This is a genomic window from Staphylococcus sp. HMSC06C11, from assembly GCF_001808345.1.
GTDB classification, from domain to species: domain Bacteria; phylum Bacillota; class Bacilli; order Staphylococcales; family Staphylococcaceae; genus Staphylococcus; species Staphylococcus capitis.
This window is the reverse complement of sequence record NZ_KV793046.1, coordinates 17082-39659: the sequence shown is the minus strand read 5'-3', so window position 1 is coordinate 39659 and position 22578 is coordinate 17082. Positions and strand designations below refer to the sequence as shown.

Sequence of the window (22578 nt, the reverse complement as noted above, 5' to 3'; positions counted from 1 at the left end):
GTTGTTACTTTTTTAGAAAATGATTAAGCAATAAGATATTTAGAGTGAAGCATTAACAAAATGCCCAATTAAACAAAGCGTTCCTATTAAGAGTAAGCACAAACCTGGTACATAAATTTTCTCTCTTAAATCAAATGATTCAGCTTTAGACACGATTCTACTCACTAAAATAAGTAATAGACCAATTATCATAAAAATAATGGAAGTTGTTAACATACATCGTCCTCCTACAGTATCTCGTTGTCGCCTAGTTCCGGATATATATAATGAAGAAATAGATTATGAAGTTACTTTCATATTCCCTTTTAATCTTGAAATATCTAATGTGATAGGAGAATATTTTTAACAAACTGTGAAATATAGTAGTGAGAATATAAACTTTATAAAAGTATATATTCAAAAACTTTATAAAAATTTATTATCTATTTATTTTAATGTCATGTTTGCTACATAAACATCGTTTACGTTGAAAGTGGAGGTGGGAGCGAATGACAAGTTCATTAATTAAAGTTGGAATGGTTACAACAGCAATTTTACTTGGTAGCGGAGTAACGCATAATGCGCAAGCTGAGACAAATCAACCAGATCAATATGAAGTTAAAGTATATGCAGATAGTCATAAAATAGTAAAAGACAATCGTCATATTAAGCACAGTGTCTTAGAAGATTTAGGTTCAGAAGACAAAGATGAAGACTTTCAAGTTCAATATTTAGATGATGCCAACCGTACGAATTATCAAAACAACGTCACTTATCGTATACGCAAATCTGAAGATGATAGTAAACATAAACTGCAGTATAAAAAGAGATATGCTATTTCTAATCATGATGTGTCTAGCGCCATTCAACAAGCAAAAGCAGATGGCTATAATGGAGATGAGTACGAAGTAGAATATGGTGAAGGTAAAGAAACATTAAGCGTGACAAAAGAAGCAAAAGAAAAACTAGGTTCAGGAAGTTTAGCTATGCCTAATGCTCAAGATAGTTTAAAGATTTTAAAGACTCATGCTGAACAACCTTATAGTGATGCATTAGATAAAATCAAACAACCTCATTTAATTGGACCGGTCCATTTTGAACGACATAAAGGTCATATTGATGGTAATGAAGTGAAGATCGAAAACTGGGATATTAAAGATCAAAATGTTGTAGAAATCTCCTCTAAAGTTACCAATGAAGCGGAAGCGAAAAAAGTTCAAAGTGCTATCATTAAGAGGTTAGATCAATTAGGAATTCATGAGAAGAAAGATCAACTTAAAACCAATCTGATATTTGAAAATTACTAAGAATTAAATGTTACTTCCATGAAAGTAGGGAAGTGAGTTGAGACAAAGTTAGGTTCAATTTCTACTTTGTGTTTCAAACACTTCCTGCTTTTTATTTTACGTTATCTACGTACGTTGATTTGGAGCTTCCCCGAAATTTACATTGTATATGAGTGAGATAAAATTCTGTATAACTGGAGTTAAATACATATCATCACGGTAAACTATTGATATGTATCGAGGTCTGGGTCCATTAGGTAGCTTTTTACTTACGATGTCTTGACGATGTTGAATTGCACTATGACTAATTAAACTTAAATAATGAGAATGTTTAATCGTTTCTAAAATACTACTCAAACTATTCGATTGCATACGTGCACGAAGTTGTACTAAATTATCACGACGCCACTCATCAATACTTTCTCTGGTAGATCCTCCACTATGTATAACAAAATCATAGTATTCTAAATCCTTCATAGTTAACGCTTCTTTATGAGCTAGTGGATGTTCTTTGTCCATAGCTATCATTAATTCATTTTCCATAAAACGTTTTACCTTTAAATCATTCTCGTAAAAGGCATTTTCAGAAATGACAGCTAACTCAATTTCTCTACTTCTCAATTTATCAATGATATGAGGCGCTGTATCTACTGTTAAATCAATTTGTATATTTGGATGATTATTCATATAACTTTTAAAGGCTTCTGGCAAAATGTGGTAAACAGGCGCATGGCTTGCACCAATTTTTAAAGTTCCTCGCTTAGAAGCTTTGAAGTCTGACATGACATCATTTGTTTCCTGCATTAAATTTAATAATTTAGTTGTATTTCGATATAACAATTCCCCAGCTTCAGTTAATTTAAAATGCTTTCCTTTTTTGTAATATAAAGGAATACCATAATATTTATTTAAATTTTTTAAATGAAATGTCACGGTCGGTTGAGTAATATTCATTGATTCAGCTACCGCATTTTCATTTTGAAATTCAACAAACTGCTTAAATATCATCATCTGCTTTGTATTCAAAGCATGTCACCTCCCAAATATAAATTTTCTCTATACATTTATACATATTACATATAATTTTTTGAGTTAGCGTTAACATTCTGTTTAATAATTATTAACAATCTTTTTCTATAGTAGTAATTGAAAGAGGTGAGGATGTGGTTTTAGAACTTAAAAATATTAAAAAATCATTTGGTTCAAGGACTGTGATTCAAGATATTAATTTAACGATTGAGAGTGGTAAATTTGTATCGCTCCTAGGGGCCTCAGGATGTGGTAAGACCACGTTGTTACGATTAATTGCCGGTTTAGAAACACCAGATTCTGGAAGTATAAATCATGATGAGCGCACTTATTATGATTCTAACCAACATACATATGTATCACCGGCTGAGAGAGACTTAGGGATGGTCTTTCAAGATTTCGCACTATGGCCACACATGACTGTTTTCCAAAATGTTGCGTATCCATTGAAGGTAAATAAAGATACGAAAGATTTAAAAACACGTGTGATGCAAGCACTGAAAGAGGTACACTTGGAAGAACACTATGATAAAGCGATTCATCAACTTTCAGGTGGCCAACAACAACGTGTGTCATTAGCCAGAGCAATTATTTCACAATCCAAACTGATATTGATGGACGAACCATTATCGGCTTTAGATGCAAGTTTAAGGGAAGATATGCAGTTATTAATTCAAAGATTAATTAAAACATATGACATGACCGCTATATTCGTCACACACGATCAATATGAAGCTATGAGTATGTCAGATTATATTGCAGTCATGTCGAATGGAAGTATCGTTCAATATGGAACGCCTGAAACATTGTATCAACATCCTAAGAACAAGGAAGTTGCCACATTTATTGGGAAGGGGACATTTTTAGAAGGCGTGAGTCATAATCAAGTTTTAAGCACGAATGAAGGTTTTCAACTTAATCATTCTATCCAAACTAAAGAGGGGAAATATGGCGTATTAATTCGCCCAGAACACGTACATATAGAAGAAGCAACTCATTCGAAAGCGACACCCGCTGTCATTGAGACAGTGAGCTTCACAGGTGAACGTTATCAATATACAGCATCATCGCATGGTGTCTCGATTATGTTTTACGATAGTAACTATTTTCAAGAGAATGAGACGGTCAATTTAACCTTTGATATTCCTGAAAATTACTTTATAAAAATGGGGGAAACTAAACATGAAGCAGTTCACTAAATATATCGTAATCTTAATTGCAACGGTAGTTTTATTAGCAGCATGTCAAAATAAACCAGAGAATGGCGACAAAGGGAGTAATAGTTCTAAATCGAGTTCAAATGACGGAAATAGTAAAGATAAACTCGTTTTATATGCAGCAGGACCAGATAATTTAGTTAATGATATGGTCAAACAATTCGAAAAACAAACAGGTAAAAAAGTACAAGTTTTCCAAGGAACTACTGGAGAAATTCTTGGTCGCTTAGAAGCTGAAAAAGATAATCCTAAAGCAGATGTAGTTCAACTCGCATCACTACCTGCAGCATTAGATTATAAGAAGAAAGGGTTAATTGAACCTTATAAAGTTAAAAATCATAAAAAATTATATAAAGATTGGATAGATAAAGACGGATACTATTATGGATTTAGTGGCAGTGCATTAGGTTTATCTTACAATACTAAAAACGTTAAAAATCCACCTAAAGACGTCAAAGACTTAACTCAATCTAAATTTAAAAATAAAATTGCCATTCCTGATCCTTCAGAATCTGGTACGGCATTAGATTTATTATCTATTAAAGTGAATAACGAAGGAAGTAAAGCTTGGGATGAATATAAAGCATTGAAGCAAAATGGCATGAAACTTGCTGGTGCGAATAAACCTGCATTAGAATCAGTGATTAAAGGTGACAATGATGTTGTATATGGTGGTGTAGACTACATGGTATATGCAGCGAAAGCAAAAGGTGAACCGGTAGACATCAAATATCCTAAATCAGGGACAGCGATTTCACCGCGTCCAGCATTTATTCTAAAATCATCAAAACATAAAGAGTTAGCTAAAAAATATATGAACTATGTCACTAGTTCTAAAGGCCAAAAGCAAGTGGATGATCACTATTTAATTCCAGCAGACAAAACAGCAGAGAAGAAAAAAGGTAAAGCTAAACTTAAAGATATCAAAGAGTATAAATATGATTGGAATCATTTAAGTGATAAGAGTGAAAAAGTATTGAAAAAGTTCACGGAATTGATGAGATAATATGCGACATCATTCTTCATTCTATCGTGTGAACCAAGTACTAGCAGTCATTGTGTTGTTCCTCCTCATCATCTTGCCCTTATGTTTAATACTTTTTAAAGGGTTTGTGTCTAGTGAGGATGGCACATTTGGGGAACACATCCAACAACTAGGTCAACCTTACCACCTTAAAATATTATGGAACTCAGTTATTTTAGGTATTTCAGTCGTCATATTATGCACAATCATTGCACTACCACTGAGCTATATTATGACAAAGACGTCACTTTCTAAACATCAATGGTTAGATCTTGTTATTATGATTCCATTTATGACACCACCTTATATCGGATCAATGGGATGGATGCTAACAATGCAGAGAAATGGGCTGTTGGAACAACTCAGCCCCATTTTCTCACGTGTGACACCATATTTCTTTAGCTTTTTTGGGATGGTGTTGATCATGAGTTGCCACTTGACACCATTTTTATATATTATTTTGAAAAATGCACTCATGACAATTCATCAATCACAAGAAGAAGTAGCTGAAATTTACGGAGGTACATTCTTTTATCGTTTTCGTAAAATTATAGCGCCACTTTTTGCATCAGGATATAGTATGGGAGCATTGCTTATTTTCGTTAAAACAATCGGAGAATTTGGTACACCAGTCACAATGGGAAACAGAATAGGCTTTCAGGTATTAACCTCAGAAATTCATCATAGTGCTTCTATATGGCCGATTGATTTTCAAAGAGCAGCGTTATTATCTACTTTATTATTAGCTGTGAGTATGACAGTATGGGCATTTCAACAATGGTTTCAATCGCGAAATCACTTAAGTTCTAATGCTGGAAAAGGACATAAAGTGAAAGTTCATTCTCGCAGTAAGTGGAATATATTATGTTATGTATTTATTATTTGTGAAATTATCGTTACTATCGTTTTACCTTATGCAAGTATCTTTATGAATGCCTTTATGAAACAGTTATCGTCAGGATTTCATCTAAGTAACTTTACTTTGCAAAACTTTGTTAATGTATTATCGGGTAATGGTGGCATAGCTTTATTTAATAGCATCATGTTAGCTACTATTTCGGCTACGTTAGCAAGTTTAATTGGTCTATGGGTTGTATTAATCACACGAAGACGTAATTCTTTAGGTCGGGTGATTGACTTTTCAAGTTTATTACCAAACACAGTACCTGGTATTATTGTGGTTATTGGGCTAATCCTTTTCTGGAATAATAAACATAATCCCTTACCGGTTTATAATACAATCGGAATATTAGTCGTTGCTTACACAGTGCTTTATATTCCATACGCTGTTCAAAACATAAGAACGGTTGATCAACGTTTAAGTAAAAATCTTATTGAAGCAGCTCAGATTTCAGGTAGTAAAGGATGGACATTGTTCAGAACAATTACATTTCCTTTGTTAAGACCAGGCATTATTTCTGGATGGATACTTATATTTTGCATATCTATGAGAGAATTAGTTGCTTCGTTAATGTTGAGACCACCTAATACGGATACATCTTCAACGTTTATTTACCGTCAATTTGAGCAAGGAGATTCTGCCCAAGGTATGGCAATGGCAATAATGTCTATAGGTATTACTTCAATCATTTTATTCATATTAGAAACGTATCAAAGAAAGAAAAAGCTTTAAGAGTTCAGTAGTAGTGAGAGGAGCGTGATGCACAGATGCCTAAAAGATTATTAGCAGTATCGGACATTCATGGGCATGGTAAGTCTCTAGCGCGATTGCTGAAAGCAGCTCACTATGATGCAAAAGATGACCAACTAGTACTTATCGGAGACTATGTCAATAATGGTCCAGATTCAGTGGGGACATTAAAATTTGTAAAACAATTAGTAAACGACGGGGCTATCGCGTTAGTGGGGAATCATGAATTAAGATGGCTCGAACGTAAAGACAAACCAGCGATACAGTGGCATCAATTTATCAACGAACTTCCATATTATAAAGTCATTGGTCAATATATTTTTGTACATGCAGGAATTGATACAAGTAAGTCGATGCGCAAACAATCAAGAGCAGTTGTTACAGGCCATGCTCCAGAAAATTTAAACCACTTCTTACCTAAAAATAAAGTTATTGTTCACGGTCATGTGCCGAATTATAGATTAGGATATAAGAAAGATCACATTCATATTGAACCTCGTGTCATAGATATTGATACTGGCGCAGGTCATAATCAATACTTAACATTACTAGATTTAACATCGCAGAAACAATATTCTGTGAAGGTTTCTGATGATGATGCTAAAATTCAAGAGCGTCGCGTTAAATTAAAGTAGGATAAACAAAGAATCCCCTTACTACTGGTGATAGTAAGGGGATTTTTTAATGGCTTGGCTTTACCGTATTTTTTAATGGCTTGGCTTTACCGTATTTTTTATTGTGCTGTTACTTCTAATTGCACGTCGATGTTACCTCGTGTTGCTTTAGAATAAGGACAGAATTGATGAGCTTGTTCTACATATTTTTCAGCGTCTTCTTGTGAGATATTTTCAAGTGTTACTTTGATATCTGCCGCAAGTTTAAAGCCATTGTCAGTGTCATCTTTAATTAATTCAATAGTGATTTCTACTTCTGGGTTAGCATCGTTTACTTTGTTTTGAGATAAAATTAATGATAAAGCACTGTTAAAGCATGCACTATATCCAGCAGCAAATAATTGTTCAGGGTTCGTGTCATTACCACCTTGACCACCCATTTCTTTAGGTGTGGCTAGATTTTGAACGAATGTATTATCAGGGCTAAATACGCGACCATCACGGCCACCATTTGAAATCATTGTCGTAGTATATAAAGGTTTTGCCATTTTGAGAACTCCTTACCTTATTTGATTACGCTTGATTAGATATTTTGTTTAACTAATCAAGGTTATAACGAAGTATAATACCATTTAAGTCAAACTTACAAGAAATGTGATTTTATATTTAATATTATTTTTAAATAATCTACAGAAATCTAAAAGAGTGTAATAAAAATGATAAGTGTATCTTTATGTAAAATGGTATATAATGGCATTGAATTGAGTAATTGGAAAATCTATAGAAGGAGAGTAAATATATGAAGAGAACACGTGTACACCAACTTAGCGGATATTTAAAAATCTCATGTACAGCACTACTTGTCAGCGGGACAATCATTGGTTATGGATTTACCCACAATACACACGCAGATTCTACAGAGACATCTCGTACGATGACACAATCGCAAGATCAAAATCATTCTTTAAGTAAACACATTAAAGAAGCTAAAGATAAATTAAATCACTTAAAAGACTTATCAAAAGAAGATATCAAAGATTATCAAACTCGTATAGATCGTGCCAAAGATGACTCTAAAATAGATGCTATTATTGAAGATGCGAGACAACATAATGAAAAGTTAGTAAATTCAACGGTCTCTAATGATAGTAACAACAATTCAAAAGCGTCTAAGGAGTTAGATCAATTTTTAGAAGATTTGGATGCCATTTCTAATAATGTTGATAACTATCAACAAAACAATGGTGTAAATGAAGACCATCCCAATAAAGACGCTATTCATAAAGAAGATACACAGAATACAGAAGCTAAAGACAATGATACTAAAGCACAGGCGAATGATACGACCATTTTCAAGAAATTAGACTCTATCAAAGATGATGTGGATTCTCTCCGCTCAAATGAAAGTTCTAGTACGAGTCAAAGTGATAAAAAGACTTCAAATCAATCTGATAACAAAGAGCGTCAAAATCAAATTGAGCATGATATAGCAACACTAAAATCAGAAGCTAATCAAAATAGGGATAATGCTGAGGATACGATTGGAAAAATCACTAAGGACTTACAAGGTAGTGATAAAATCACACATGCGCTTGCACAGAGACAATCACGACAAAATGATAATAATGAGAACTATCTAAGTCGTAAATTGAATGATTTAGGTGCTTTAGAAAGCAAAGTTAAGGAAGATAACCATTTATCCGACGATAATAAGCAAAAATTAAAACGTGAAATTGATCGAGCGCATCAAAAACTTGATGGACAACAAAACGCGATATTAAATCAACTTAAAAATGATAAAGATAAAGCTAAGACCACTGAAAATATACTTCATAGCATCATGAGTAACAATGAAGCTCAACGTGCATTGAAAAACATTAAAATTAAAGGTCAATCTGATAAAGACATTGCTAATCAAATCGCGAAGCAGATTGATGGCGTTGCCACTACTTCAAGTGATGATATTCTTAAATCAATGTTGGATCAATCACATAATAAAGAAAAATTGATTAAAGAACTATTATCTACGCGACTAGGAAACAATGAAGCTTCTCAAATAGCAAAGAAATTAGCCAATGGTCACTTTAGTCAATCTCAAATTGTTGATCAATTAAAACACTATTTTGATAAAAATGGTCACGCAACAGCAGATGATATTTTAAATGGCGTATTAAATAATGCTAAAAATAAAAAAGAAGCAATCGAAACGATATTAGCGACACGATTGAATCAAGATAAAGCGAAAATTTTAGCAAGTGTCATTACACGTATTCAAAATGATAAAACAGATGCGTTACAACTGATACAATCCGCTTTAAATGGTAAAGCAAATGACTTATTGCAACTTCAAAATCGTGTTAAACGAGCTAAAGGTGATTTAAATTATATTTTATCACCAATAAAAGATCGCCCATCATTACTTGATAGAATCCATGGTAATCATCACAACAGTAGTCAACTCGCTGATATATTAAACCAACTCGCAGGTTTAACAAATGGATCAGGTATATTAGATAATTTAAACTCTAAAGATTCTATACTAGATGGTATTGGTAATATGGATACACCATCCCCAGAGAACAATTTATCATTAGGTTCAGGTGATGGCTTATTGAGTGGAATATTAAATGACGACGGCAATATCTCTTTACCAGCTGCAGGTAAAGTTCTTAAATTGAGTGTTTTACCATTTGCAATCATTGCTTTAGTGATTGGAAGCACGTTGATTTGGGTAAGTCGCCGTAAGAAACATCATGCATCATAATTAATAAATTTAGTCACCCGGACGTCTTAAAATTGTTAAAATGTTTGGGTGACTTTTCAATGGAAATAAATATAAATAATTGGAGAATGAGTATCTCATATCGTTATAATGTAGAAACTGTTCATGAAAAAAGAGTTAAAGGAGTATGACTATGACAAATCAAACAGCTCTATTAGTGATGGATATGCAAAAAGGTATCGCAAATAATGTGCCACAAATTAATAGTTTAATTAAAGCAAATCAACGTGCAATAGAAGCAGCACGCGCACACCAAATTCCGGTAGTCTTTATGCGTGTTGCATTAGAGAAAAACTTTGCAGACGTTTCACCTCATAATCGTGTGTTCTCAAGTTTTAAACAACGCGGTATATCCATGACAGAGGATGATGCGTTTGCACAAATTCTTGAGGAATTAGAACCTGCAGAGGATGAACCAATCATGACTAAACGACGTTTTAGTGCGTTTACAGGTAGTGGTTTAGAGGTCTTCTTGAATGCGAATCAAATTAATCACCTTGTTTTAACAGGTATTTCGACAAGTGGAGTGGTGCTAAGTACCGCACTTGAAGCTGCAGATAAAGATTATCAAATCACAGTTTTAGAAGATGCTGTGGGAGATCGTTCAGATGATAAGCATGATTTCATAATAGAACAAATTTTAAATCGTTCATGCGAAATAGAATCAGTCGAATCATGGAGAAACCATTTATAGTAAAGTAACATCCTTATATAACGATGAAATACAAATTGAGCAATCCCTCCGTAAACATTGTTTATGGAGGGATTATTTTAAATACACATCAAACTCAACTATTTCCTGGAAAATAAAAAAGATAGCAAGCTCTATGAAGAGACATGCTATCTTGAGTAACTCTTATTATTTTCCTTGAATATAATCTAAATCATTGGCATCTTCTGCATCAATGGTTCTGTATGAAATAACGCCAAGACCTTTAACATTAGATTCTGAAATCACAATTGAACCATCGTCGTTGACTTTTTCAACGAAACCAACATGACCATATTGTGTATCTGCACCAAGTTGGCCAGCTTCGAAGACAACAGCAGTATGGTTTTTAGGTGACTGTGTTACAGTGTAACCTTCTCTTTCAGCGTGATTGTTCCAATTGTGTGCATCACCTAAATCACCAGAAATAGATGAGTCATATTGTTGCATACGTTGATAAACATACCACGTACATTGTCCTTGTGGATATGGAGAAGATCCACTAGCTTCAACAAATGGTTTGAAATCACTTCCTGAAGTTTCTGTTCCAATTGATTGAGTATATTTTTTCAGATTTGGCATACGTTTTTTATCAAATGCAGTTAAATTGTAATGTTTAATGATACTATTTAACTTTTTAGCATAATTCGGATCTGTCGCATAAGAATGTGATAAGTGTGACGTTGCCTCTTTATATGTTAATGCTTCGCTCTTCCAAGTAGGTTTATAAATTGTAGGATTGCCTTCAATACCATTTTTAATTAAGTCAGCATAATCTTGGAGTGAAGATTTCAAATTAGGATATTTACGGAATCCAGCGTTTATACTAAACATTTGGTTATCGCTACCAGCCTCTAGTGTATTGAAGTTCACAGATTCCCCATTATAACTGCCTTTAACACCGAATAAATTATAGTTAGGTGATTGAGCTAGACTACTTTTACCTGAGTCAGATTCCAAGATAGCTTGAGCCATCATAACAGAGGCATAAATCTTTTCTTTTTGGCCAATTTTATGTGCATCTTTAGCAATCGATTTAATAAATTTACGAGTATCTTGGCTGTCTACCACATTAAAGTTATCGTCTGACACTTTGCCATCTTCAATTTGTGGTACTTGTTGGAATAAACTTGTTGAACGCGTATTAGATTTTTTAATATCATTCTCAAACGATTGAACCGGTTTAGATTTATGTTTCAATTCATTCTCTGTAGGTAGTTGCGGATTATTATTTTGAGAAGACTGCGATGTGTTCTTCTGATGTTTAGATTTCTGCTCATAATTAGATTGGGTCTTCTTAGCATCTTCACTGTATTCATCAAGAATGGTATCTAGTGCTGAATCAGATACGCTTGAGTGGTTGTTGTCACTTGATGAATGTGATGTTGTTTGATTAGAAGATGATTGATGCGTTTGATTTGATGACTGTTTAGATTCATCTTGTTGAGACGATTGACCTTGTGACTGGGAAGTATTTTTATCATCGTCTTGTTCCCATTGAGATAATGCGTCACTCACCTTTGAATCATCTGTTTCTGCTTTAGAAGATGATGTACTACTTTGATGTGATTGATCTTCAGAATGAGAGGAATGACTTCCTTCAGAAGGAATGTCTGAATTAGTATTTTTATTCGATGTTACCTCTTTAGAATCATTGTTATCACTATCAGTAGAATCATCTCTATTTGAAGTGGAAGGTGATTGACTTGTATGATCGTCTGACTGTTCATAATTTGAAATATTAGAATCAAAGTTAAAAAGATTTTGAATTAATGTAGTTAAACTAAAGCTATCATCATATTTATCAGGTTTTAACAGGTCGTTCATATGAGACTGACTTTGAGCAACGTTATGGTAAAATTGGTCAACTAAATTTGTATTTTTTTGCTTATTTTGATCAGTAACTGCTGTTGTAGTTTGATGCGGCTGGTTAGAATTCTGATCTGACTGATTGGATGCTTTGTTTTTATCCGCTTTAACATCATTATCTTTTTTATGCGTTTTAGAAGATTTACCGTTCTCTTTAGAAGGAGATTTCTCAGAAGAAGCTTTTTCAGCTTGGTGCGCACGTTGATTGCTATCAGTTTGCTCTTGTTTATCTTCTTTCGACTGTGAACTTTTATGAGTTACCTTTGTTTGTTGATTCATGTCATCTGTATTATCTTTCGCAACGGCCGTAGGGGTAGTGAATGTTGGAAATACCAACGTAGTTGATAGTAAATAAATTAACAATTTGTTTTTCGACATCACATTTTTTCTCCCTCGAAAAGTTTAATTTTGGTGTGATAATAATTGAGAATTTGGTATAATTTAACTTATGACTTATATTGTTGATATCTATCAACGAAACGTAATGCGCCTTAATACATTTATTATACAAATCTTACTTGTAAAAATAAATTACTTTCCTAGAAATTTTATAAAATAATAGAAGTATCTCCTCAATGATCAAGTAATGATGGGGGAGTCATTTTCAAAAATAAAAATAGAGTTATTATAAAGAATGAATATTAAAGACCTTCTCAATAGGAGTGTGAATATGAAGAACGCACTAAAACTCTTTATCACGGATTTGAAGAGGGTAGCGAAAACGCCGGGTGTTTGGGTGATCTTAGCAGGTCTAGCTATTCTACCTTCGTTCTATGCATGGTTCAATTTATGGGCGATGTGGGATCCGTATGGTAATACAGGCCATATTAAAGTAGCAGTAGTAAATGAAGACAGTGGTGACAAAGTTCGAGGTAAAAAAATTAACGTCGGCGATACAATGGTCAAATCGTTAAAGAACAATGACAGTTTCGATTGGCAATTTGTTAGCAGAGAAAAAGCAGACCATGAAATTAAGATGGGTAAGTACTATGCCGGTATATACATACCAAGTAAGTTTACACATCAAGTTACTGGCACCTTAAGAAAGCATCCGCAAAAAGCAGACGTTAATTTCAAAGTGAACCAAAAAATTAATGCCGTAGCAGCGAAACTGACAGATACAGGTTCATCGCTCGTTGTAGAGAAAGCCAATGAGCAATTTAATAAAACAGTTACGAAAGCATTGTTAACTGAAGCAAATAAAGTCGGTCTAACATTAGAAGACAATGTGCCGACAATCAATAAGATTAAAAATGCGGTATATCAAGCGAATGATGCATTACCTAAGATAAACGACTTCGCTGACAAAGTTATTTATCTTAACAATCATCAAGACGAGTTAGATCAATATGCGAATAAATTTAGTGATTTAGGTAAATATAAGGCTAATATTACTGATGCTCAAGATAAACTCAATGCAGTCAATTCCGCTGTTCCCGCTTTAAATGAGAAGGCGAAACTCATCCTAGCACTTAATGATTATATGCCGAATATCGAACGACTACTCAATGTAGCTTCGAATGATGTGCCAGCACAATTTCCTAAGATTAATAAAGGTGTAGACATTGCTAGTGAAGGCATTGATGCAGCAAGTAGTCAATTAAACGACGCACAAGGATATTTAACTCAAGCGAAGCAGCGTGTGAAAGACTATCAAGAAGCTGCCGGTAGAGCACAAGAAGTGAATGGTGCTGTGAATAAAGATTTAAACAATCAGACAACGACACAGCAACAAAGTGCTACCCAAAGCCATAAAGATTTAGGGCATAGTTACTCTAATATAAAGACCAGTCAAATGAGTACGATGGGTGATTCATCTAACAATGATTCAGATTTAACACAAAACGACATTAAATCAATGAACACCGCCTTAGCAGAATCGTTATTATCATTATCAAATCAGACAGACAAACAAGCTCAAGCCACTCAACAAGATATTAAAGCGTTGAAGAACATGGCATATGGTATTATCGCATCAGATAAACCTACACAATTTAAAGAACCACTTGAGAATATTAAATCTCGATTGGAAAATGCTACTAAATATAATCAACAAATGATCGATATTCTTTCAGAACTAGAGAAAAGTGAAGATGTAGATTTATCATCAGAAATTAAACATATTAAAAAGGCGAATAACCAAATTAATGATAGTTTACGAACAACTAATCAATTAATTGATGCTTTATCAAATGGTAGTTCAGGCCAGTCTGAAGCAGTAAAAGTACTTCGTGGACTGCCAAAACTGAGTGATAATCTTGATAACTTCCGTTCATATATTAAAAATGAACTAAACAAAAATTTATTAGCTGTTTCAAACGAAATTACAGATCAATTAAATAAAGGTCAGAATACTTTATCTACAATTCAATCGAAATTGAACTCAATCAACCAAGTGATTAATGCAGGTCAAGATATCTTAAGTGATGGTAAAGAACGTATTGATACAATACAAAGCACTTTACCTGGTATTGAACAAACTTACATCAATGCCATGAAAACTGCTCAAGCTTACTTCCCAACTGTGAAGAAAGATGTTGCACAAGCCGCTAGTTTCGTGCGCAATGACTTACCACAATTGGAACAAGAATTAGCCAATGTCACTCAATCAGTAAACCAAAATTTACCGGCATTATTTAATCGATATGACAACGCTGTTAATTTATTAAATGAGAATCAACCACGCGCGAAAGAAGGTTTAGCTTCACTAGCTGACTTCGCACAGAATAAATTGCCAGACGTTGAGAAGGATCTTAAAAAAGCAGATAAAGTCTTCAAGAAACTAGACAAAGATGATGCTATCGATAAACTTATAGACACATTAAAGAATGATTTGAAAAAGCAAGCAGACACGATTGCAAATCCAATTAATAAAAAGACTACGGATGTCTTCCCAGTGAAAGATTATGGTTCAGGAATGACACCATTCTATACAGCGTTATCAATATGGGTAGGTGGCTTATTAATGGTAAGTTTACTTTCAGTAGATAACAAACATGAACATTTGCGACCTATATTAACAGCACGACAAATCTATATGGGTAAAGCTGGTTTCTTCTTCCTCTTAGGTATCATTCAAGCACTTATCGTGTCGATAGGTGACCTAGTGATACTTAAAGCGGCGGTGGAATCACCAGTCTTATTCGTAACCATCGCTGTATTTAGTTCACTCGTATTTAACTCAATCATCTATACATGCGTGTCCATGTTAGGTAATCCAGGTAAAGCTGTAGCGATTATCTTGCTCGTATTACAAATCGCAGGGGGTGGAGGAACATTCCCAATTCAAACGACACCACAGTTCTTCCAAACCATTTCACCATATCTGCCTTTCACTTATGCCATTGACGCCTTACGTGAAACTGTAGGTGGTATTGTACCTGAAATATTAATTACTAAAGTTGTCGTACTCACATTGTTCGGCCTCGGATTTATTATATTCGGTATATGTATGAAACCTGTGATGGATCCAATTATGCGTAAAATTGCTAAACGTGCAGCAGAAAGTAAAGTAACTGAATAATATACTAAAATCCCTCGAATTGTAAGATTCAATTCGAGGGATTATTTTAGTTATAAGCAATGCTTATTTAAGGATGGCTTATAATTAGATCCATGTGTCCATTAAACTGAATTGCTTTATCTTCTGTTGTTAAAATAAAATGCGTACCTTTTTGAACAGTGAATGTTTCGTCATCAACTGTTAATTGACCATCACCTTCAATGACTGATACTAAACAATACGGATGAGGTTTCGTTAAAGTTAGATGTTCAGAAACATCCCATTTCTCTACTGTGAAGAACGTATTCGACACAAATTGCGTATAAGTGTTACCATCAATCTCTTTAGTATGTGGAGAAGTATTCGGCTGTCGATTAGAAATATCGATAACCTCTTTACTTTGTTCTAAATGTAATTCACGTGTGTTGCCATTTTTATCTTTTCTATCGTAATCATAAATACGATATGTGGTATCAGAAGATTGCTGTGTCTCTAAGATGAGGATGCCTGAACCTATCGCATGTACTGTACCAGCAGGAACATAATAGAAGTCGCCAGGTTGAACTGGAACATGAGTAAATAAATGGTCGAAGTCTTTATTATCAATGAGTTGTTCTAATTCTTCTTTTGTTTGTGCTTCTACACCATAGATGATTTCTGAGCCAGGTTCTGCATCAAGAATATACCAACACTCTGTCTTACCATATTCACCTTCATGTTTAAGTGCATAGTCATCATTAGGATGAACCTGTACTGAAAGTTGATCATGAGCGTCTAGAATTTTAGTTAGAAGCGGGAAGTGTGTTCTAGAATCGTTATCGAATAACGCACGATCTTCTTCCCATACCTCATCTAACGTCTTACCTTGATGTTTGCCATTTTCAATGACATTAGGTCCGTTCTGATGTGCTGAAATAGCCCAACATTCGCCAGTTTGATCACTTGGAATATCGTAACCAAACTGAGTTAAAGCATTGCCACCCCAAATGCGCTCTTGAAATACAGGCTTAAGAAACAATACCATATCTTACACTCCTTTATATCTCTTTTAAAATGTTGTAAATTTCATTTTTATCTTGAGCATGCACGAGGTTGTCTCTTGTATCATCATGCATTAAAGCTTTTGATAAGCGTTGCAATAATCTTAAATGCGTATCATTACTGTCATTTGGCACAGCGATAAGGAAGACCAATTGCGGTAATGAACCATCAAGGCTTTCCCACTGAATGCCTTTTCTATTTTGCATAACAGCTACGGCAGGTTGATTGACTGCACTTGATTTCGCATGAGGAATCGCCACATTCATACCAATGGCAGTAGTTGACTCTGCTTCTCGCTTATGAATAGCTTCTTTAACTTCTTCAACATTAGAGATATAGTGATGTTCATTTAATTTAGAAATAAGAGTATCAATCGCATTGTCACGCGTAAGTTCAGTATTTGATATTTCAATAATATTCTCGGCAAATACTTCATGTTCTTTACTTTCATTTGTAGGCTCACTTTGTGGAGCAGTCGTTGCTACATTACTTTGTGTTGTTGTATCGTTTGCTGATGTAGAATCATTTTCAAGGGTAGGGTCAGTCTCGTGTGAATTCACTTCATTCACAGGTGTATGTCTCTTGAAAATTAAAACCGTCATCATTGTGACTAAACTACCGATAATGACAGCGATAAAGAACCAAAGGACCTTATCAATACCGCCAAGTACTGCTACAACTGGACCACCGTGGGCAACTCTATCTCCAACACCTCCCAGCGCGGCGATGACAGATGCTACCATAGCACCAATCATATTAGCTGGAATCGTTCTAAGTGGGTCTTGGGCAGCGAAAGGTATCGCACCTTCAGTGATACCGAAGAGACCCATTGTAAATGAGGCTTTACCCATTTCTTGTTCAGCTTTATTAAACTTATGTTTTTGAATAAATGTGGCTAAGCCTAAACCGATTGGAGGCGTACATACTGCTACAGCAACCATTCCCATCACTGCATAGTTACCTTCAGCAATTAATGCAGAACCGAAGAGAAAGGCAACTTTGTTAATCGGACCACCCATATCGAAGGCAATCATAGCGCCGATAATCAACGCTAGAATAATAATGTTTGCGCCTTGCATACCTTTTAACCATGTCGTCAATGCAGCAAAGATACTTGAAATCGGAGCACCGATGACAAAGATAAATATCAGTCCTACGATAAGTGAAGAAATAATAGGTATGATAATAATTGGCATAATCGGTGCCATCGCTTTAGGAACTTTAATTTGCTTAATCCATTTAGCGATATAACCAGCTAAGAAACCGGCAACAATACCACCTAAGAAACCAGCACCTGCAGTACTGCCATAGAGACTTCCGTCAGCAGCGATAGCTCCACCAATCATACCTGGAACAAGTCCGGGTTTATCAGCAATACTTACGGCAATATAACCGGCTAGAATTGGAACCATAAATTTAAAAGATAAGCTTCCAATATTTTCAATTGATTTCCAGAATGAATGCTCTGGAATGACGAGGCCTTTAGAAGTCGCTTCGCCACCTATAGTTAAAGCAATGGCCATCAGCAATCCACCTACAACGATGAATGGCACCATGAAAGAGACACCATTCATTAAGTGTTGATAGACCATTTGCATGCCACTTTTATGTTCATTATCTTCTTCAGAATTGTGGCTGTGAGTTTCTGAATCATTTCCATGATAGATACGGGCGTCTTGATCAATGATACGTTGAATTAATTGTTTTGGATGATGGATACCTTCACGCACGTTCTCATTAATGAGGCGTTTACCATTAAAACGTGAAAGATCAACTTGTCTATCAGCAGCGATAATGATGCCGTCTGCTTCTTTAATTTCTTTGGCAGTTAAAATGTTTTCAGCACCTACACCGCCTTGTGTTTCTACTTTGATATCTACGCCCATTTCTTTAGCAGCTTGTTCTAACTTTTCTTGAGCCATATATGTATGAGCGATACCGTTCGGACATGATGTTATAGCAAGTATTTTCATCGCTTTCACTCTCCTTTATTTAAAGTGTAAGCGTATTCAATGCTATATAAAAAAGAATAATTGCCGTTATTTGTGGCAATTATTCTCGAATTTGAGCGATTAACTTATTTTTAAAGTCATGGTTCTCCATCATACACCACTGATCAACCGTATGTTCATCAAGTTGGGCTAGTGACTGAATCATATTTTTCATCATTTGCGCATCCTTCTTCGCAATCGCTAGGAAGAATACTAACTTCACATCATGTTGTTTCCAAGGAATGGGGTGCTTGAATTTATAGACAATCACATGAGATTTCAGCACCTTCTCAGGATTACCGTGAGGAATCGCCATACCATTGCCTATGAAAGTTGAAGACTGACGTTCGCGTTCCATCGCAGATTCAATGTAACCGTCTAAAGTCGTTTGATGTTCTTCTAGAATCTCTTGAGTTCTCTTAAAGATTGAGAGTGCAATGGAAGGTTCATCTTGTTCGATGTCGGACTCAACCACAAATTCTATTGGTGACAGGGCATCTCTTTGTAACGTTGGGTTTTTAAACGTTTTAATTACATGTTCAACTTGGCGTTCATCATCTTTCGAAAATAATGGCGACACCTGAATCACTTTCGGAAGGTGTGATGAACGTTTGTGACTTAAGTCGATATCATGCGTTGTGATGAGTAAATCCACTTGCGCAAAGTCATATGTCTCAACATCTTCAAGTTTCAATGTATCAACAATTGATATTGAAGGACTTAATTTCTTAATTCTTTCAGCTAATAAAGTTGAAACCCCTAAGCCGTAATAGCACACAATGACGACGTTAATGGTCGAGTGCATTTGTCGTTCAATTGATGATTGAAAATGAATCGTCAAAAAGGCAATTTCATCTTCGCTAAGTTGTATGTCAGTGTCTTTAGATAACTGATGAATTACATCGTAAAGCGTGTTAAAGATAAAAGGATAGAGTTGTTTGATTTCAGATGTCAGCGGATTGTTGAGGTAAACATTGCGCATTAATCGTAAGTAGGTACGACTAAAGTGCGTATAAATATTTTCTTTTAGAATTGAATCTTTAGAAAAAGGAATATCTACATTCGTTTCCATCAATTGTATTAACCGTTGAATATAACTTTGAATAAAGAGTTGTTGGAAGCTTAAATCAAATTGATTGAAATGATAACTAATGAAGAAAGAAAACAATTGACTCGTTTCATCAGTTAGCTGGTAACCTAGTTGTTGATTAATATCTTTAATACACTGTCGTGCTATGGCTAGAGAAGTTGGATTCGACTCCCAATCTAACTCCTCAGAGTTAGAGCGCTTAATAATTAAGATTAAATGCACAAGTAATTGTCGCACTTGATTATCTGACGTTTGAAGCTCGGAAGCTTGAATATGTTTCTTAATAATATGATGAATACGCTGAATATGTCCCTGTGGTAATTCTTGCAGAATCAAATCTTCCACTTTAATTTCATTCGAAGAGAGTTGATTCAGATGAAGAACCGCATTACTTAAATCCGAACCACTAGCATCGATAATGATGCCTTGTTTCCTTTTCAAAGTGATGGTGACATCAAATTTTTCACACCAAGTTTGGATACGTGTGACACAATCGAGTACATCTGCCTTTGATAGATGAAAATGTGATGCAAGCTCACTCAAAGTATATGTATGATGATCCATCAATAATTTATAAGCAATCGTAATTAATAACTTTCTCTCTTTAAGAATACTGTCATTTAATTGTCCCTCAATAAAACTAATAGAATATGCATCTAAATTTAATTGATAGCCTCTAGATTTAACACTCACTATAAGATTATCAATGAATGTAGAATTAATAACTTTAATATCATTCCTAACTGTGCGATTAGACACATTTAAATAAGCCGAAACTTCATTCCCGCTAATGTACGTTTGAGCGTTATTGATTAAGAGTTGAATGAGTTTAATCTGTCTGTTTATCATAGTCCATCTCACTTCTCCCACAAAGTTTGATTAGGAAAACGCTTACTCCACAATCAAAGTTTACTTGTTAGCGAGGAGATAGGCAAGTAGGTATGATAATCAACTTTGAAGAATTAAGTACGAAATTATCGATCATTGTAATCAAACAATTAATAGACTCCAAGTCTCCGATATTCAAGACAACGAACTTCCAAATTTAAATCATTACATTAGAACAATTGACTCAACAACTACTCCCATCAAACATTAATTTTAATTGACTTGCTCAAATAACAGTTTCTTCATTATATTGTTAAGCAAAATGTTATATGGGTATGAGTAAATTAGTTAGATGAGGAGGTATTATAGTTGAACATTTCTTCTAAATATTTTGATTATTTAGTTGTTTTTACCGCAGGCATAGGAATGTTTTTATCTACCTTAGATAGTGGGATTATTAACGTTGCATTACCTACTTTATCGAAATCATTTAATGTTGATACATCATTGATAACATGGAGTGTCACTTTATATACTTTATTATTGACGGGAACGATTATCATATTTGGAAGATTGAGTGACAAATTTAGTCGAATAAATATCTATAGTATCGGGCTTATTGTGTTTTTAATAGCTTCAATTTTATGTGGTTTTTCAAGTAATATTATCCAATTGATCACATTTCGAGGTTTGCAAGGCATCGGAGCAGCAATGTTGCAAGGCACTGCCACTGCTATTATTACAACTAGTATTCCTGAAGATAGACAAGGATCGGCCCTAGGAACGCTAAGTATACTTTTAGGAATAGGACCAGTTTTAGGACCTAGTGTAGGAGGGAGTTTACTCTCTTTAGGAAGTTGGAGATGGATATTTTGGATGAATATTCCCTTTATCGTAGTAGGGTTAGTTGGCTGTTTAATATTGAAGAGAAATATTAAAGAAAATAGAAGTACATCTATTCACCTAGATTTGCGAGGAAATATATTGTTATTTCTATCTATATTTTGTTTATTAATCAGTCTAACTGCATGGTCTCATAATTCTATTAAAAGTTTACTCGTTTATGGGAATTTAATAACTTTTATCATACTATTTAGTTTGTTTGTAGTATGGGAATTAAAAAATAGTCTTCTCTACAACTCTATGATAGACAATACGTTTTTGAGGATTTTTCGCATTAGGTGAGTATAATATAGGACGTCCTTTATACACACTTTTTGCATTTCTTCACTCACCAGTGTTATAATTTAGGTAACGAAAATAAGTATTCACTTATACACCAATCCCCCACTATTGCGAGTAGTGAGGGGATTTTTGTTGGTGTGGCTATATGTCACCTATTTTTATTGCGTTTACTTAGCCAATGAGTAAAAAACGCAATGGCACAGCCACTGATGACTGGTGCTATGATGTGAACGAAAATAAGCATCACTCTATACACCTCCTCTCTACGTCAAATTGACGCCTGAGGGATAGGCGACCTATATATTATATCATCCCCGAATATACGATGAGAGTTAACTTCCGATAAGTCATTTATGTTAACTAAAAAGACTCTAGTACAATTTGATATGTATTAGAGTCTTTTTGTTAGTTAGTCATTTAATTCTACTGATTTTATTTTTGGTTTTTCTGGTAGTAATGCATACTTAATTTTAACAGTTAGAGTAGCTAGTTTGTCATTAATATTCACTTGATAATAACCTATATGACCGCTACCTTGATTATCTGATTGTCCATTAATAGAAACTTTATCTTGGCTTTTTAGAAATTGATAAGTTTTATTATCTTTAGCAATTTCTTTTAAGTTTTTAGTATCTTTATTTTTAATAGAGGTATTTAATTGTTTTTCACTGGAATACATAACCCATTTATCAAAAAATAAGAAATTTAGAATCATATAACAAATGGCTACTACTATAATTACAAGAGCGATATAAATTAACTTTTTCAACGTTAAACACCT

17 protein-coding genes and 2 pseudogenes are annotated in these 22578 nt (G+C 34.4%); 9 read left to right on the top strand and 10 right to left on the bottom strand.

The genetic code is table 11. The annotated features are described in order from the left end of the window. Window positions 1–39: 39 nt before the first annotated feature. A complete protein-coding gene (locus HMPREF3154_RS11550; protein WP_162837220.1) occupies window positions 40–216 on the bottom strand; it encodes a hypothetical protein in 177 nt (58 codons plus the stop codon). Between the two features lie 272 nt (window positions 217–488). Here HMPREF3154_RS11550 and HMPREF3154_RS08285 point away from each other — a divergent pair, with 272 nt between their 5' ends. Beyond that, window positions 489–1286 (top strand): hypothetical protein, encoded by a 798-nt coding sequence (locus HMPREF3154_RS08285; protein WP_030062691.1) that lies wholly within the window; start codon window positions 489–491, stop codon window positions 1284–1286. 105 nt (window positions 1287–1391) lie between these two features. On the opposite strand, the gene HMPREF3154_RS08280 is transcribed toward HMPREF3154_RS08285, so the two are convergent. Then, a complete protein-coding gene (locus HMPREF3154_RS08280; protein ID WP_002436383.1) occupies window positions 1392–2291 on the bottom strand; it encodes a LysR family transcriptional regulator in 900 nt (299 codons plus the stop codon). Window positions 2292–2428: 137 nt separating this feature from the next. On the opposite strand from HMPREF3154_RS08280, the gene HMPREF3154_RS08275 reads away from it, so the two are divergent. From HMPREF3154_RS08275 to HMPREF3154_RS08260, 4 genes are read left to right on the top strand one after another with little or no spacing between them, the layout of a single operon-like run. Further along, a complete protein-coding gene (locus tag HMPREF3154_RS08275; protein WP_030062690.1) occupies window positions 2429–3493 on the top strand; it encodes an ABC transporter ATP-binding protein in 1065 nt (354 codons plus the stop codon). Further along, on the top strand, window positions 3477–4517 hold the full coding sequence (locus tag HMPREF3154_RS08270) for an ABC transporter substrate-binding protein (RefSeq protein WP_030062689.1): 1041 nt from the start codon (window positions 3477–3479) through the stop codon (window positions 4515–4517). The genes HMPREF3154_RS08275 and HMPREF3154_RS08270 overlap by 17 nt, the downstream gene beginning before the upstream one ends. A gap of 1 nt (window position 4518) precedes the next feature. Then, window positions 4519–6168 (top strand): ABC transporter permease, encoded by a 1650-nt coding sequence (locus HMPREF3154_RS08265; RefSeq protein WP_030062688.1) that lies wholly within the window; start codon window positions 4519–4521, stop codon window positions 6166–6168. A gap of 35 nt (window positions 6169–6203) precedes the next feature. Continuing rightward, complete coding sequence (locus tag HMPREF3154_RS08260; protein WP_030062687.1) at window positions 6204–6821, top strand: metallophosphoesterase; 618 nt, start codon at window positions 6204–6206, stop codon at window positions 6819–6821. A gap of 98 nt (window positions 6822–6919) precedes the next feature. Here the strand turns inward: HMPREF3154_RS08260 and HMPREF3154_RS08255 are convergent, their stop codons facing one another. Beyond that, window positions 6920–7348 (bottom strand): organic hydroperoxide resistance protein, encoded by a 429-nt coding sequence (locus HMPREF3154_RS08255; protein WP_030062686.1) that lies wholly within the window; start codon window positions 7346–7348, stop codon window positions 6920–6922. 251 nt (window positions 7349–7599) lie between these two features. Between HMPREF3154_RS08255 and HMPREF3154_RS08250 the strand changes: the two genes are divergently transcribed. Both HMPREF3154_RS08250 and HMPREF3154_RS08245 read left to right on the top strand, forming a co-directional pair. Next, window positions 7600–9564, top strand: a complete 1965-nt coding sequence (locus HMPREF3154_RS08250; protein ID WP_030062685.1) for a Rad2 family DNA repair protein — start codon at window positions 7600–7602, stop codon at window positions 9562–9564. Between the two features lie 151 nt (window positions 9565–9715). Then, window positions 9716–10276, top strand: a complete 561-nt coding sequence (locus HMPREF3154_RS08245) for a cysteine hydrolase family protein (RefSeq protein WP_030062684.1) — start codon at window positions 9716–9718, stop codon at window positions 10274–10276. Window positions 10277–10441: 165 nt separating this feature from the next. Here HMPREF3154_RS08245 and HMPREF3154_RS08240 read toward each other — a convergent pair whose 3' ends face one another. Continuing rightward, window positions 10442–12538, bottom strand: coding sequence for an amidase domain-containing protein (locus tag HMPREF3154_RS08240; protein WP_030062683.1), 2097 nt, complete (start codon window positions 12536–12538; stop codon window positions 10442–10444). 292 nt (window positions 12539–12830) lie between these two features. On the opposite strand from HMPREF3154_RS08240, the gene HMPREF3154_RS08235 reads away from it, so the two are divergent. Beyond that, window positions 12831–15683 carry a YhgE/Pip domain-containing protein gene (locus HMPREF3154_RS08235; RefSeq protein ID WP_070474624.1) on the top strand — a complete coding sequence of 951 codons (2853 nt, stop codon included), beginning with the start codon at window positions 12831–12833 and terminating at the stop codon, window positions 15681–15683. Window positions 15684–15750: 67 nt separating this feature from the next. Here HMPREF3154_RS08235 and manA read toward each other — a convergent pair whose 3' ends face one another. The 3 genes from manA to HMPREF3154_RS08220 all read right to left on the bottom strand — a co-directional run bounded on the left by manA (window position 15751) and on the right by HMPREF3154_RS08220 (window position 20633). Continuing rightward, entirely contained in the window at window positions 15751–16686 is a 936-nt protein-coding gene (manA, locus tag HMPREF3154_RS08230) for a mannose-6-phosphate isomerase, class I (RefSeq protein ID WP_030062681.1), read from the bottom strand. 13 nt (window positions 16687–16699) lie between these two features. Further along, window positions 16700–18676 carry a fructose-specific PTS transporter subunit EIIC gene (locus HMPREF3154_RS08225; protein ID WP_070474621.1) on the bottom strand — a complete coding sequence of 659 codons (1977 nt, stop codon included), beginning with the start codon at window positions 18674–18676 and terminating at the stop codon, window positions 16700–16702. 79 nt (window positions 18677–18755) lie between these two features. Next, window positions 18756–20633 carry a BglG family transcription antiterminator gene (locus HMPREF3154_RS08220; protein ID WP_030062679.1) on the bottom strand — a complete coding sequence of 626 codons (1878 nt, stop codon included), beginning with the start codon at window positions 20631–20633 and terminating at the stop codon, window positions 18756–18758. A gap of 348 nt (window positions 20634–20981) precedes the next feature. Between HMPREF3154_RS08220 and HMPREF3154_RS08215 the strand changes: the two are divergent. Then, window positions 20982–21701: pseudogene (locus HMPREF3154_RS08215) on the top strand (MFS transporter); the annotation flags it as partial. Window positions 21702–21743: 42 nt separating this feature from the next. Here the strand turns inward: HMPREF3154_RS08215 and HMPREF3154_RS11675 are convergent. From HMPREF3154_RS11675 to HMPREF3154_RS08210, 3 genes and pseudogenes are all read right to left on the bottom strand, one after another. Then, window positions 21744–21830 (bottom strand): annotated as a pseudogene (locus HMPREF3154_RS11675) (recombinase family protein); the annotation flags it as partial. Window positions 21831–21945: 115 nt separating this feature from the next. After that, window positions 21946–22044 (bottom strand): type I toxin-antitoxin system Fst family toxin, encoded by a 99-nt coding sequence (locus HMPREF3154_RS11435; RefSeq protein WP_121909925.1) that lies wholly within the window; start codon window positions 22042–22044, stop codon window positions 21946–21948. Window positions 22045–22206: 162 nt separating this feature from the next. Next, window positions 22207–22566 carry a hypothetical protein gene (locus HMPREF3154_RS08210; RefSeq protein WP_030062677.1) on the bottom strand — a complete coding sequence of 120 codons (360 nt, stop codon included), beginning with the start codon at window positions 22564–22566 and terminating at the stop codon, window positions 22207–22209. Window positions 22567–22578 lie beyond the last annotated feature (12 nt).

What these genes read in the sequence shown, in the direction of transcription:
- HMPREF3154_RS08255 (WP_030062686.1), bottom strand. Translation starts at nt 7,348, where the DNA reads ATGGCAAAACCTTTATATACTACGACAATGATTTCAAATGGTGGCCGT.
- HMPREF3154_RS08260 (WP_030062687.1), top strand. Translation starts at nt 6,204, where the DNA reads ATGCCTAAAAGATTATTAGCAGTATCGGACATTCATGGGCATGGTAAG.
- HMPREF3154_RS08270 (WP_030062689.1), top strand. Translation starts at nt 3,477, where the DNA reads ATGAAGCAGTTCACTAAATATATCGTAATCTTAATTGCAACGGTAGTT.
- HMPREF3154_RS08235 (WP_070474624.1), top strand. Translation starts at nt 12,831, where the DNA reads ATGAAGAACGCACTAAAACTCTTTATCACGGATTTGAAGAGGGTAGCG.
- HMPREF3154_RS08225 (WP_070474621.1), bottom strand. Translation starts at nt 18,676, where the DNA reads ATGAAAATACTTGCTATAACATCATGTCCGAACGGTATCGCTCATACA.
- HMPREF3154_RS08245 (WP_030062684.1), top strand. Translation starts at nt 9,716, where the DNA reads ATGACAAATCAAACAGCTCTATTAGTGATGGATATGCAAAAAGGTATC.
- HMPREF3154_RS08240 (WP_030062683.1), bottom strand. Translation starts at nt 12,538, where the DNA reads ATGTCGAAAAACAAATTGTTAATTTATTTACTATCAACTACGTTGGTA.
- HMPREF3154_RS08285 (WP_030062691.1), top strand. Translation starts at nt 489, where the DNA reads ATGACAAGTTCATTAATTAAAGTTGGAATGGTTACAACAGCAATTTTA.
- manA (WP_030062681.1), bottom strand. Translation starts at nt 16,686, where the DNA reads ATGGTATTGTTTCTTAAGCCTGTATTTCAAGAGCGCATTTGGGGTGGC.
- HMPREF3154_RS11550 (WP_162837220.1), bottom strand. Translation starts at nt 216, where the DNA reads ATGTTAACAACTTCCATTATTTTTATGATAATTGGTCTATTACTTATT.
- HMPREF3154_RS08250 (WP_030062685.1), top strand. Translation starts at nt 7,600, where the DNA reads ATGAAGAGAACACGTGTACACCAACTTAGCGGATATTTAAAAATCTCA.
- HMPREF3154_RS08265 (WP_030062688.1), top strand. Translation starts at nt 4,519, where the DNA reads ATGCGACATCATTCTTCATTCTATCGTGTGAACCAAGTACTAGCAGTC.
- HMPREF3154_RS08220 (WP_030062679.1), bottom strand. Translation starts at nt 20,633, where the DNA reads ATGATAAACAGACAGATTAAACTCATTCAACTCTTAATCAATAACGCT.